This is a genomic window from Caballeronia choica (genome assembly GCF_001544535.1).
Taxonomy (GTDB): Bacteria; Pseudomonadota; Gammaproteobacteria; order Burkholderiales; family Burkholderiaceae; genus Caballeronia; species Caballeronia choica.
In genome coordinates this window covers 1-13,008 of record NZ_FCON02000079.1, presented here as the reverse complement: position 1 = coordinate 13,008, position 13,008 = coordinate 1, and the positions used below count along the sequence as shown (strand labels likewise).

General features: G+C 63.9%; 12 protein-coding genes. 8 read left to right on the top strand and 4 right to left on the bottom strand.

The window, feature by feature from the left end:
• Positions 1-89 precede the first annotated feature (89 nt).
• The 4 genes from ehuA to ehuB all read right to left on the bottom strand — a co-directional run bounded on the left by ehuA (position 90) and on the right by ehuB (position 3,303).
• Positions 90-914 carry an ectoine/hydroxyectoine ABC transporter ATP-binding protein EhuA gene (ehuA, locus tag AWB68_RS27430; protein ID WP_087647506.1) on the bottom strand — a complete coding sequence of 275 codons (825 nt, stop codon included), beginning with the start codon at positions 912-914 and terminating at the stop codon, positions 90-92.
• Positions 915-996: 82 nt separating this feature from the next.
• Entirely contained in the window at positions 997-1,656 is a 660-nt protein-coding gene (ehuD, locus tag AWB68_RS27425; RefSeq protein ID WP_087647487.1) for an ectoine/hydroxyectoine ABC transporter permease subunit EhuD, read from the bottom strand.
• The gene (gene ehuC / locus AWB68_RS27420; protein WP_200828804.1) at positions 1,653-2,321 is read right to left on the bottom strand and encodes an ectoine/hydroxyectoine ABC transporter permease subunit EhuC; all 669 of its coding nucleotides are present in this window, start codon (positions 2,319-2,321) and stop codon (positions 1,653-1,655) included. The genes ehuD and ehuC overlap by 4 nt, the downstream gene beginning before the upstream one ends.
• A 127-nt stretch (positions 2,322-2,448) precedes the next feature.
• Complete coding sequence (gene ehuB / locus AWB68_RS27415) at positions 2,449-3,303, bottom strand: ectoine/hydroxyectoine ABC transporter substrate-binding protein EhuB (protein WP_087647486.1); 855 nt, start codon at positions 3,301-3,303, stop codon at positions 2,449-2,451.
• Positions 3,304-3,563: 260 nt separating this feature from the next.
• On the opposite strand from ehuB, the gene ehuR reads away from it, so the two are divergent.
• The 8 genes from ehuR (at position 3,564) to AWB68_RS27375 (ending at position 12,744) form a co-directional block, all read left to right on the top strand.
• Positions 3,564-4,961 carry a MocR-like ectoine utilization transcription factor EhuR gene (gene ehuR / locus AWB68_RS27410; RefSeq protein ID WP_087647485.1) on the top strand — a complete coding sequence of 466 codons (1,398 nt, stop codon included), beginning with the start codon at positions 3,564-3,566 and terminating at the stop codon, positions 4,959-4,961.
• A 78-nt stretch (positions 4,962-5,039) separates the two neighbouring features.
• On the top strand, positions 5,040-6,005 hold the full coding sequence (eutB, locus tag AWB68_RS27405; RefSeq protein WP_087647484.1) for a hydroxyectoine utilization dehydratase EutB: 966 nt from the start codon (positions 5,040-5,042) through the stop codon (positions 6,003-6,005).
• Position 6,006: 1 nt separating this feature from the next.
• The gene (locus AWB68_RS27400; RefSeq protein WP_087647483.1) at positions 6,007-6,999 is read left to right on the top strand and encodes a cyclodeaminase; all 993 of its coding nucleotides are present in this window, start codon (positions 6,007-6,009) and stop codon (positions 6,997-6,999) included.
• A gap of 10 nt (positions 7,000-7,009) precedes the next feature.
• Entirely contained in the window at positions 7,010-8,233 is a 1,224-nt protein-coding gene (gene doeA / locus AWB68_RS27395) for an ectoine hydrolase DoeA (RefSeq protein WP_087647482.1), read from the top strand.
• Between the two features lie 3 nt (positions 8,234-8,236).
• Positions 8,237-9,265 carry a N(2)-acetyl-L-2,4-diaminobutanoate deacetylase DoeB gene (doeB, locus tag AWB68_RS27390; protein WP_087647481.1) on the top strand — a complete coding sequence of 343 codons (1,029 nt, stop codon included), beginning with the start codon at positions 8,237-8,239 and terminating at the stop codon, positions 9,263-9,265.
• Positions 9,266-9,736, top strand: a complete 471-nt coding sequence (locus AWB68_RS27385; RefSeq protein WP_087647480.1) for an Lrp/AsnC family transcriptional regulator — start codon at positions 9,266-9,268, stop codon at positions 9,734-9,736.
• A 122-nt stretch (positions 9,737-9,858) separates the two neighbouring features.
• Complete coding sequence (locus AWB68_RS27380) at positions 9,859-11,337, top strand: NAD-dependent succinate-semialdehyde dehydrogenase (protein WP_087647479.1); 1,479 nt, start codon at positions 9,859-9,861, stop codon at positions 11,335-11,337.
• 27 nt (positions 11,338-11,364) lie between these two features.
• Positions 11,365-12,744: an aspartate aminotransferase family protein gene (locus tag AWB68_RS27375; protein ID WP_087647478.1), complete on the top strand. Its 1,380-nt coding sequence runs from the start codon at positions 11,365-11,367 to the stop codon at positions 12,742-12,744.
• The last annotated feature ends 264 nt before the right edge of the window (positions 12,745-13,008 follow it).

Genomic DNA, 13,008 nt, shown 5'->3' with positions numbered 1-13,008 from the left:
ACCAAGCCTTGATTATTGCACCGTCTCGGGGGATGGGTTGGGGTCACACAGTTTGATGCGCCCAGGCTTATATGGCGCAAACCACGCCGCTACATTGCCTCCGTCACCGCCCGCAAGAACTGCTGCGTGCGCTCATGCCGTGGCGCCGAAAAGAACTCTCGCGGTGCGCCCTGTTCGACGATCTTGCCTTGCGAAAAGAAACACACGCGATCAGCGAAATCCTTCGCAAAGCCCATCTGGTGCGTAACCATCAGCATCGTCAGATCGTGTTCATGCCCCAGCTTGCGAATCACGTTCAGCACTTCGCCGCACAGCTCAGGATCGAGCGCGGACGTCACTTCGTCGAACAGCATCACCTTCGGACGCATCGCAAGCGCACGCGCAATCGCAACGCGCTGCTGCTGTCCGCCCGAAAGCTGCGACGGATAGTGATTGCACTTGTCCGCTAGCCCGACCATCGAAAGCAGCTCGCGGCCGCGCTCGGTCGCATCCTTTTTCGACATGCCGAGCACGAAGAGCGGCGCTTCAATCGTGTTCTGCAACGCGGTCATGTGCGGGAACAGGTTGAAGCTCTGGAACACCATGCCGATCTTGCTGCGTACCTGCCGCACGTGGCGCTCGGACGCAGGCACGAGCACGCCGTTGCGCATCTGGTGCGTGAGCGGTTCGCCGTCGACTTCGATCATGCCGTCGGTCAGCGGATCGAGCGTCATCAGCACGCGCAGGAGCGTGGACTTGCCCGAACCGCTCGGCCCGATGATCGCGACCTTCTCGTTGCGCGCGACATCGAGATCGAGTTCGTCGAGGACCGTGAGCGGACCGTAGCGCTTCGTCACGCCCTTGAAGCGGACCATGGGGGTCGAAGCCTCTGCGTCGGCGGCTGCACCGAGTGCAGGGTCGAGATCTCGTTTCATCTGCTTCTCCTGGAGTTCCATCAGCGTGCACCGCCGGGCCGGGTAGGGGTGGCTTGAATTGCGCGGACCTGGGCATTCGGGTTCATGGCAACCTCACGCGTCGTTCGAGATGGCGCACGCCCGAGGCGAACGTCACGCTGATCAATAGAAAGAACAGTCCCGTCATCGTGATCGGTTCGAGATAGCGGAACGTCTCGGAGCCGATGTTCTTCGCCTGTTGCATAAGCTCGACGACCGTGATCGCGGAGAGCACCGGCGTGTCCTTGAACATCGCGACGAGGTAGTTGCCGAGCGCGGGAATGATCGGACGGATCGCTTGCGGCAGGATCACGCCGCCATACGTGCGCCACGGCGAGAGCGACAGTGCGCACGCCGCCTCCCACTGGCCGCGCGCAACGCCGTTCAGGCCCGCGCGATACACCTCCGACACATAGCACGCGTAATGCACCGCGATGCCGATGGTGCCCGCGGTCAGCGCCGACATCGTGAGGCCATAGAGCGGCGCGACATAAAAGAGCACATACACCTGGATCAGGAGCGGCGTGCTGCGGATGAATTCGATGAAGAAGGCCGTGGGCTTCGAGATCGCCTGCACATCGCTGCGCCGCAGGATCGCGAGGACGAGGCCGAGCACGAGCGCGATTGCAAAGCCGACCAGCGTGATGCCGATGGTGTACACCGATGCGCGCAGCAGATCAGGCAGGATGTGCAGCGCATATTTCATGTCGAAGAAATGAGTCATTTGGCGATCCTCGGCGTGCGGCGGACGAGATGACTGCTGAAGCGCCGCTCGAAATGACGCATCACGTAGGAAATGACCTGCGCGAGCACGAAGTAAATCAGGAGCGTCAGCGCGAATATCTCGGCGGTCTTGAACGTCGATTCATCGAGCTGGCGCGCGCGGAACGTAAGGTCCGAGAGCGTGATCAGCGACACCAGCGACGTGCCCTTGAGCAGTTCGATCATCAGGTTCGTCGCGGGCGGCAGCGCGTTGATCATCGCCTGCGGCAACACGATGCGGCGCATGCGGATGGCGGCCGGCATGTTCAATGCAAGTGCCGCTTCGAACTGGCCGCCGGGCACCGAGCGCAACGCGCCGCGCAGGATCTCCGAGCCATAGGCGCCGTAGTGCAGCCCGAGCCCGACGATCGCGACGGTGAACGGCGTGAGTTCGAGGTTGAACGGCGGCAGCGGCAGCACGAAGAAGAACCAGAACAGTTGCACGAGGAGCGACGTGCCGCGGAAGATTTCGACGTAGACGTTTCCGATCCAGCGCACCGGCCGCCACGGCGCCGTGCGCATAGCGGCGGCGACGCCTGCCATGACGATCGCGAGCAGGATGCTGTAGAAGGCGATCTCGATGGTGACGAGGGTGCCCTTCATCAAAAGGGGCATGAGTTCACGCATGGCGGTTCCTCGCTTCACTGTCTGGCGTGCCCGGGGACACTCGGCACGCCTTGAATCCGGACATGGCGCGCAGGGTTGCAACGCACGCGCCACGCTTTACACAGGCTTTACGTTTGCAGCGGCCAGGTCAGCCGCCGCAAAGCTCGGCGGTCTTCTTGGTCGGCAGGTTGCTCTTGTCGAAGCCGAACGGTGCAACCGTCTTCAGGTGGTCCCCGGTGCCGAGCCACGCATGCAGTTCCTTGTTCACCGCATCGCGCAGGTCCGTGTCTTCCGGGCGGAACGCCAGTGCGCCGTAGCCGATGTGCTTCGGGTCGTCGGTGAAATTGGGAATCGCCTCGATCTCCGGACCGCCCTTCGCGGCGAGACCCTTCATCGTCAATGCAGTGCCGACTGCGGCATCGGAACGGCGCGCGCGCACCGCCTGCAATTGCGCGGTCGTGTCGGGCACCTGCAGGATCTGATCGTCCTTGATGCCCGCTGCACGCGAGTAGCCGAGTTCGGCCGTCCCTGCCATTACAGCAAGTTTCGTGTCCGGTTGTTTCGCGACATCCGCGTAGCTCTTCAGGTTCTTCGGATTGCCCTTGAGGACGAGCAGCGTGTCGGGGATCTGGTATTGCGGATCGGCGAAGGCAACCTGCTTGCAGCGCTCCGGCGTCACGTACATGCCGGCGGCGATCACGTCGAAGCGGCCGGCGCGCAGCCCCGGAATCAACGCGCCCCATTCGGTCAAAACAGCATCGACCTTCTTGACGCCGAGCTTCGCAAAGATTTTCTTGGCGATCTCGGGCGATTCGCCGGTGACCGTGCCATCCGGCGTCGTGTAGGCAAACGGGTTTTCATTGGCATAACCGATGCGCACTTCACCGGTGCGCTGGATGCGCTGCAACGTTGTCTCGGCACTCGCGGCCGGCGCATGTGCGACCAGTCCCGCCGCCGCAATCCATAGCGCGCCCAACAATCCATACACTCGCTTGATTTTCATATCGATCCCGTTTTACTGGTTCGTGGTTCGTATTCATCGCGTGGTTGATTGCGCCGCACCATGCGCCGGCGCCCTGGTCGGATGCTCGCAAACCCTGAGATCAGCCTTGTCTGCAAAGGCTTCGCCGGTGTCGCGGAACACAGCCATGAACGCAGCATACAAAGCCATATATTTGTTCCGATTGCTCTAGGACAATAATTTTCAGGCTGCGTTTTCGGCGACCATTGAGGTACGCAAAAGGGGCATCGAAGGAGTGGAAAGTGAACGAGCGATGGCGCGAAGCGGTGCGCACGGTGCAGGGCGTGCAATCGAAATACAAGCGGCTGGTGAAGGCGATAGCGGGCGACATCGAGAGTTCGGCGCTCGCCTCGGGCGCGCGTCTGCCGCCACAGCGGGAAGTCGCGGCGGACCTGGCGATCAGCGTGCAGACGGTCACCAACGCCTACAAGGAACTGGAGCGGCAGGGGCTGATCCGCTGCGAGGTCGGGCGCGGCAGCTTCGTGGCGGCGCGCGTGACCGAGGCCATGTCGAACTATATGCTCGACACCGCCGAACGCTCGGTGGTCGACTTTTCGATCGCGCGCATCGTGCATACCGCCGAGCACGATGCGATGTGGCGCAAGGTGTGCGCGACGCTCGCGACAGTCGAGGACCAGCCGTGGATACGCGCATTCCGGCCGATCGCGGGCTTCGAGCATCACCGGCAGGCGGGCGCGGCGTGGCTCGCGTCGCTCAACATGCCGGTGAGCGCGAACGCGCTGCTCGTGACGAATGGCGCGGCGCACGGCATCTTCCTCGCGCTCGCTTCGATCGTCGGCCCGGGCGATACCGTCCTGTGCGAGAGCCTGACGGATCACGGCGTGATCGGTTCGGCGAGCGTGTTGGGGTTTACGCTCAAGGGCCTCGAGATCGACGAGCACGGCATCCGGCCCGAGCATTTCGAGGAGATGTGCGACAGCGAGCGCGTGAGCGCACTCGTCTGCACGCCGACGCTGAACAACCCGACTGTCGCGCTGATGCCCGATTCACGGCGCCGCGCGATTGCGCGCATCGCGCAGCGCTACGGCGTCTATGTGATCGAGGACGACGTGTACGGCGCGCTGCCCGCGAAGGCGCACACGCCGATTGCGAGCCTGATACCGGACCTCGCGTTCTACTGCACGAGCATGACGAAGTCCGTGCTGAGCGGCCTGCGCACCGGCTACCTGACGATGCCGCCGCGTCTCGCCCTGCGCGCCGAGAGCGTGTTGCGCGTGAGCAGCTGGATGGCGACCTCGCCGATCGCCGAAGTCGCGACGCGCTGGATCAACGACGGCACCGCGCAACGGCTGGTCGAGATCCAGCGTGAACGGCTCGCAGCGCGCCAGGCGATCGTGCGCGAGGCGCTGGGTGCGTATGTGCTCGGCAGTCATCCGCATGCGCTTTCGGTGTGGCTGCGCGTGCCCGATTACTGGCAGGCGGATCGCATCACGCGCGAGCTGCGCAATCGCGATATCGCGGTGACGTCGCCCGATCCGTTCCTTGTCAGAGGGGCCGAGCGGCCGAATGCGGTGCGGCTGTGCGTCGGTGCCGAAGTGAGCGATGCGACGTTCAAAAGCGCGGTGGAAACGATGCGTGCGGTGTTCGAGCAATACCCTCACGTGCATGACTTCAACTGAAATGATCTAGGACATTCGAAATCGATTTTTTAGGACATTAGACTCGGTTGCACTGGAACTCAACGCAGCCGCGCTCACATGTCCGCCATTTCGCTTGCCGATGTCTATCGCGCGCGTCAGCGCATCGAAGGGCGCGTCTGCCGCACGCCGCTCGTTGAATCGCCTGCGCTCTCGCACATGGCCGGCGTGCCGGTCCATCTCAAGCTCGAAACCGTCCAGCCGACCGGCAGCTTCAAGCTGCGTGGCGCGACAAGCGCGCTCACCGAACTCGCGGAGCGTGGCGTGACGCGCGTGGTGACCGCATCGACGGGCAATCATGGACGCGCGGTCGCTCACGCGGCGCGCGCGCTTGGCATCGAAGCGGCCGTGTGCATGTCCTCGCTCGTGCCGAAGAACAAGGTCGATGCAGTGGCCGCGCTGGGCGCGCGTGTCGTCATCGCGGGCAAGAGCCAGGACGATGCGCAAGTCGAGGCGATGCGGCTCGTGCGTGAAGAGGGCTTCGCGTTCGTGCCGCCGTTCGACGACCCGCACGTGATCGCGGGGCAGGCCACGATCGGGCTGGAGATTCTCGAAGCGCTGCCCTCTACCGCGACGGTCATCGTGCCGCTTTCGGGCGGCGGCTTGTTCAGCGGTGTCGCGTTCGCGGCGAAGCAAATCAATCCGGATGTCGCGATGATCGGCGTGACGATGGCGCGCGGCGCGGCGATGCACGCGAGTCTTGTGGCCGAAAAGCCCGTACTGGTCGATGAAGTCGAGACGCTCGCCGATTCGCTCGGCGGCGGCATCGGCCTCGACAACCAGCTTACGTTCGCGATGACGCGCGCGCTAATCGATCGCGTGGTGTTGCTCGATGAAGCGTCGATCGCGCGCGGCATCGTGCATGCGTATCGCGAAGAACGTCTCGTCGTGGAAGGTGCGGCGGCGGTCGGCATGTCGGCCGTGCTGGATCGCGTGCTCGACGCGCCGCGCGGACCGATCGTGATCGTCGTCAGCGGCTGCAATATCGACATCGAATTGCATCGCCGTCTCATCGGAGCCTTGTGACATGCCGTCCATTTCCATTCTTGGCGAGGCGCAACTGCGCGCGCTCGTGCCGCTCGATCTCGCCGCCATCGATCAGGTCGAGGCTGCGTTCCGCTCGCTCGCGACGGAAGCCGTGGCGATGCCGCCGATCCTTCGGCTCGACATCCCGCAGCACGCGGGCGAGGTCGATGTGAAGACCGCATACCTGCCGCGCTTCGAAAGCTTCGCGATCAAGGTGAGTCCGGGATTCTTCAACAATCCGTCGCTCGGGCTGCCGAGTCTCAATGGGTTGATGCTCGTGCTGTCGGCACGCACTGGCCTCACGGAAGCGATCTTGCTCGACAACGGCTATCTCACCGCGGTGCGCACGGCGGCAGCGGGCGCGGTCGCCGCGCGCTGGCTCGCGAATAACGATGCAAAGCGCGTCGCGATCATCGGCGCAGGCGAGCAGGCGCGCCTGCAACTGAAGGCGCTGATGCTCGTGCGCAAGATCGAGCACGTGACCGTATGGGCGCGCGATCCGCAACGTGCGGCACGCTTCGCGCAAGAGACCGAAGGCGTGCAATGCGAAGTCGCGGACAGTGTGAGCGCTGCGCTGAAGCACGCCGACATCGCCATCACGACCACCCCGAGCCGCGAACCGCTGATCCATGCACGCGACCTGCATCCCGGCTTGCACATCACCGCGATGGGCTCGGATGCGGAACACAAGAACGAACTCGCGCCGGATGTATTCGATGAAGCGCACTACATCTGCGACCGCATCCAGCAGACGCGCGTGCTCGGCGAACTGCATCACGCGATCGAGGCGGGCGTCGTAAAAGCCGACAAGACATTCGCCGAACTCGGCGAGGTCATTGCCGGACAAGCACCGGGCCGCACGAGCGATGCGGACATCACCGTCTGCGATCTCACCGGCACCGGCGCACAGGACACGGCGATCGCCGCGCTTGCGATATCGCGGGCGAAGGCCGCTGGCGCAGGCACCATTTTCACCAACGACGTGACGCTCTGAAGAGGGGACGATGTCAGATACAACACAACAGGAAAGGCCGAAGGCGAGCGCGCCCACCGTGCGCCTGCCGTTCGAGCGCAGCGAGTACGACGCTCGCATCGCGAAGACGCGGCGCGCGATGCAGAAGGCGGGCATCGATCTGATGATCGTGACCGATCCGACCAACATGGCGTGGCTGACGGGCTACGACGGCTGGTCGTTCTACGTGCATCAGTGCGTGCTGCTCGCGATGGAAGGCGAGCCGGTATGGTTCGGCCGAGGCCAGGATGCGAACGGCGCGAAGCGCACGGCATTCATGGCGCACGACAACATCGTCGGCTATCCGGATCACTACGTGCAGTCGCCAGTGCGCCATCCGATGGACTATCTGTCGACCGAAGTCATCGCGGCGCGCGGCTGGCAGAAGTGCCGCATCGGCGTGGAGATGGACAACTACTACTTCAGCGCGAAAGCGTATGCGTCGCTGACCCAGCACTTGCCGCAGGCGCAATGGATCGATGCGACCGCGCTCGTGAACTGGCAGCGCGCGGTGAAGTCGGCGCGCGAGATCGAGTACATGCGCGTGGCGGCGCGCATCGTCGAGAAGATGCATGCGCGCATCGTCGAGAAGGTCGAGCCGGGCATGAAGAAGAATGATCTCGTCGCCGAGATCTACTCGGCGGGGATCACCGGTGTCGAAGGATATGGCGGCGATTATCCGGCCATCGTGCCGCTCCTGCCGACCGGTTCCGATGCCGCCGCGCCGCATCTCACGTGGGACGATTCCGCGTTCGCGGCGAACGCGGGCACGTTCTTCGAAATCGCCGGCTGCTTCAAGCGCTACCACTGTCCGCAGTCGCGCACGGTGTATCTCGGCCGCCCGCCGCAGCATTTCATCGAAGCGGAAAAGGCTGTTATCGAAGGCATCGAAGCGGGCCTTGCGGCAGCGAAGCCGGGCAATCTGTGCGAGGACATCGCCAACGCGTTCTTCGCGGTGTTGCGCAAGTCGGGTATCGAGAAGGACAGCCGCTGCGGCTATCCGATCGGCGCGAGCTATCCGCCCGACTGGGGCGAGCGCACGATGAGCCTGCGTCCCGGGGACAAGACCGTCCTCGAACCCGGCATGACGTTTCACTTCATGCCGGGGCTGTGGCTCGACGACTGGGGCCTGGAAATCACGGAGAGCATCCTGATTACGGACACCGGCGTCGAGACCTTCTGCAACACGCCTCGCAAACTGTTCGTGAAGGAGTAGCGAATGCGCGCGTCCCCGATCCAGCCGACGGTCGATTTTTCCGCCGACGGCGAGCAGCACGGCTTCCTCAAGCTGCCCTATTCACGCGACGATTCCGCGTGGGGCGCGGTGATGATTCCGGTCACGGTAATCAGGCGCGGCGAGGGTCCGACCGTGCTGCTCACGGGCGGCAATCACGGCGACGAGTATGAAGGCCCGATCGCGCTGTCGAAGCTGGCCGCGACGCTCAAGGCTGGCGACATCAACGGCCGCGTCATCATCGTGCCGTTCATGAACTTCCCGGCGTTCGCGGCGGGCACGCGCACGTCGCCGCTCGATGCGGGCAATCTCAACCGCAGCTTTCCGGGCAAGCCGGATGGCACCGTGACCGAGAAGATCGCGGATTACTTCCAGCGGCATCTGTTGCCGCTCGCGGACTACGTGCTCGATATCCACGCGGGCGGCAGGACGCTCGACTTCGTGCCCTTCGCGGCAATCCATGTGCTGCCGGACGCCACGCAGCAAGCACGCTGCGAAGCCGCGATGCGCGCGTTCGGCGCGCCGTATTCGATGCGCATGCTGGAACTCGACAGCGTCGGCCTGTTCGATAGCGCGGTCGAGGAAGCGGGCAAGGTGTTCGTATCGACGGAACTCGGCGGCGGCGGATCGGCGAGCGCGGCGAGCGTCGCGGTCGCGGAGCGGGGCGTGTACGGCCTGCTCGCGCATGCGGGCGTGCTCGCGAAGGAGACGTTCGACAACGGCGAGCCGAACCGGACGACGACGCTCCTCGACATGCCCGACGGCTCCTGCTACACGACGAGCGAACACAGCGGCCTGCTCGAAATGTGCCGTAATTTAGGGGACGTCGTGAAGAAAGGCGACGTGCTCGCGCGCGTCTACGACGCGACGCGCACCGGCGCCACGCCAGTCGAATATCGAGCGCGGCGAGGCGGCTTGCTAGCGGCGCGGCACTTCCCGGGGCTCGTACAGATCGGCGATACGGTGGCCGTCGTCGCGGATATCGTCGAGCGCAACATTCCGGTGGCGATCTAATTGATCAAGCTCGACCGCTACGACCTTGCCATCCTGCGCATCCTCGCGCGCGATGGCCGCATCACGAAATCGCGGCTTGCCGAAGAGGTGAACCTGTCGATCTCGCCGGCCTGGGAGCGCGTAAGGAAGCTCGAAGAGAGCGGCATCATCCGCGGTTATCGCGCGGACGTCGACTGGTCGGCGGTGTTCAAGGGGAGCCGCATCATCGTGGAAGTGACGCTGGCGCGCCACACCGCCCACGACATGCGGCGCTTCGAGGAGCGCGTGGCGAGTGCGCCCGAGGTCGCGCAATGCTACGCGACGGGCGGCGGCGTGGACTATGTGCTGCATGTCGTGGCGCGCGACATCGACCACTATCAACGCTTCATCGATTCGTTGCTCGTCGATGAACTCGGCATCGAAAAGTACTTCACGTACATCGTGACCAAGGTCGTGAAGAGCATGCCGGACGATGCGCCCGACTGGGCCTGAAGAAATTCCGGCAACGCGTAGCGAGAACAGAAAAAACCTCAACCAAAGCGGTCCGCAACGAAAAAATCGAAGGACGCTGAAGCCTTACATTGGATGCATACCAGGACCAACAGGAGCCGTTCATGATGCTGGGTCATCCTATCCTCTTCAAATCCCTTTGCTATGCCGATGGCCGCTGGGTGCACAGCGACAGCGCATCCACCGTCGCCGTGCAGAACCCGGCCGATCAAAGCGTGATCGGTCATGTGCCGATGCTCGAAGCCGCGCAGATCACGGCAGCGGTCGATGCCGCGCAGCGTGCATTCGAAGCATGGCGCTGGGTGTCGCAGGAAAAACGCAGCGCGCGGCTCCTGCGGTGGCATGAACTGATCCTGCGTCATCAGCATGATCTCGCGGGCATCCTCTCGCTCGAACAGGGCAAGCCGCTTGCCGAAGCGCGCGGCGAGATCGCGTATGCGGCGAGCTTCGTCGAGTGGTTCGCCAACGAAGCAAAGCGCCTCACGGGCCGCACGATCCCGACGCACATCGATGGCGCGCATCTCGGCACGGTGATGGAGCCGGTCGGCGTGGCCGCGTTGATCACGCCGTGGAATTTCCCGGTCGCGATGATCACGCGCAAGGCCGCGGCCGCGATCGCGGCGGGCTGCACGGTGGTCGTCAAGCCCGCGCACGAGACGCCGTTCTCGGCGCTTGCGCTCGCGCAACTCGCCGAAGAAGCCGGCTTCCCGGCGGGCGTGTTCAACGTCGTGCTGGGCGAGCCGCAAATGGCGATGGATACCCTCGTGCGCGACTCGCGCGTGCGCGCGGTGAGCTTTACCGGGTCGACGCGCGTGGGCGGTCTCGTCGCGCGTGCAGCGGCGGAGTCGGGCATCAAGAAGCTCGCGCTGGAACTTGGCGGCAACGCGCCGTTCATCGTCACCGAGGATGCCGATCTCGACCAGGCCGTGAGGATAGCGGTGAACGCGAAGTTCCAGACTTCGGGCCAGGACTGCTGCGCGGCCAACCGCATCTTTGTTGCGGCGCCGCTATACGCGCGCTTCGTCGAGCAGTACGGTGATGCGGTGAAGCAATTGAAAGTCGGTCCCGCATTCGAGGCGGGCGTGGACATTGGTCCGCTGATGCACCAGGCCGCTTTCGATACGACCCTCGCGCGCGTCGAGGATGCGAAGGCGAAGGGCGCGCGCATCGTGGCGGGCGGCAAGCCGCATGCGCTCGGCGGATGGTTTCTCGAACCTACCGTCATCGCCGATGCCAAACCGGGCATGCGCATCTACGACGAGGAGAATTTCGCGCCGACGTCCGCCATCTCGTCGTTCGAAACGCTCGACGAAGTGATTGCCCTCGCCAACGACACCGAATACGGGCTCGCCGCCTACGTCTGCGCGCAACGCATCGACACGATCTTCCAGCTCGTGAGACGGCTCGACTTCGCGATGGTCTCGGTGAACGGCGTGAAGTTCACCGGCGCGCCGATCCCGTTCGGCGGCATGAAGGCATCGGGACTCGGCCGCGAAGGCGGCGCGGAGGGCTTCGAGCCGTTCGTCGAAACCAAATATTTTTGCCTCGGCAATCTCGGCCTGCCGCTCACGAGCGCCGCTTAACCGAATTGAATATTCAAGGAGAAGCACATGACCCAACTCGAACAGTTGTTCAACGAAGACCGCGCCCACTTCATGCATCCGTCGACCCACGCGCACGATCACGCGAGCGGCGCGCTGCCGGGCAAGATCGTGACGGGCGCGAAGGGCATCCGCATCGAAGACCATCAGGGCAAGAGCTACATCGATGCGTTCGCGGGCCTCTATTGCGTGAACATCGGCTATGGCCGCACCGAAGTGGCCGATGCGATCTACGAGCAGGCAAAGAAGCTCGCGTACTACCACACGTATGTGGGCCATTCGACCGATACGATCATCGAACTGTCGTCGCGCATCATCGACTGGTCGCCGGCCGGCATGAAGAAGGTGTACTACGGCATGTCCGGGTCGGATGCGAACGAAACGCAGATCAAGATCGTCTGGTACTACAACAACGTGCTCGGCCGCCCGAACAAGAAGAAGATCATCTCGCGCCAGCGCGGCTATCACGGCTCGGGCATCGTGACCGGCAGCCTCACGGGCTTGCCGAGCTTTCACCAGAACTTCGACTTGCCGATCGACCGCGTGAAGCACACGGTCTGCCCGCACTGGTATCGTCAGGCGCCGGCCGGCATGAGCGAGGCGCAGTTCACCGCGTATTGCGTCGAGGAACTGGAGAAGCTGATCGCGAAGGAAGGCGCCGATACGATCGCCGCGTTCATCGCGGAGCCGGTGATGGGCACGGGCGGCATCATCGCGCCGCCGGAGGGTTACTGGTCCGCGATCCAGCAGGTGCTCAGGAAGCACGACATCCTGCTGATCTCCGATGAAGTCGTGTGCGGCTTCGGGCGACTCGGCTCGAAGATGGGTGCGCAGCACTATGGCATCCAGCCGGACCTGATCACCGTCGCGAAGGGGCTGACGAGCGCGTATGCGCCGCTGTCGGGCGTGATCGTTGGCGAGCGCGTGTGGGACGTGATCGACAAGGGCTCGCAGGAATACGGCGCGATGGGTCACGGCTGGACGTATTCGGGGCATCCGATCTGCGCGGCGGCGGCGCTCGCGAACCTCGACATTCTGGAGCGCGAGAACCTCACGCAGAATGCGGCGGATGTCGGCGGGTATCTGCAGGCGCAACTGCACGCGGCGTTCGACTCGCATCCGCTCGTTGGCGAAGTGCGTGGCGCGGGGATGCTCGCGGCGCTCGAATTCATGGCCGACAAGGAAGGCCGCAGGCCGTTCGACGCTGCGCTGAAGGTGGGGCCGAAGGTGTCGGCGGCGGCGCTGGAGCGCGGTGTGATCGCGCGTGCGATGCCGCATGGCGATATTCTTGGCTTTGCGCCGCCGCTCGTCACGACGCGGGGTGAGGTGGACGAGATCGTCGGGATTGTGCGTCAGGCGGTTGATGATGTCGCTAATCAGGTGATTTGATCGCTGGCGCTTGGGGCGGGGGGTGGTGTGGTGTGGTTTACACCGTTTGATGCGCTTGGGCTTCTATGGAACTTGTATTCTTATTGGTTTATTTGCTCTGCCCCTGTCCGGGGCGGGACTCACTTTCTTTGCTGCTGCAAAGAAAGTAAGCAAAGAAAGCAGCTTTCCACCGCCAATCCTTGCCAGTCGCCGCTAGCCCGTTACGTCGGAGTGGTCCAACCGGGGGAGTGTCGTTAGCAGGGTTTCATCGTTGTTGGCATGTAG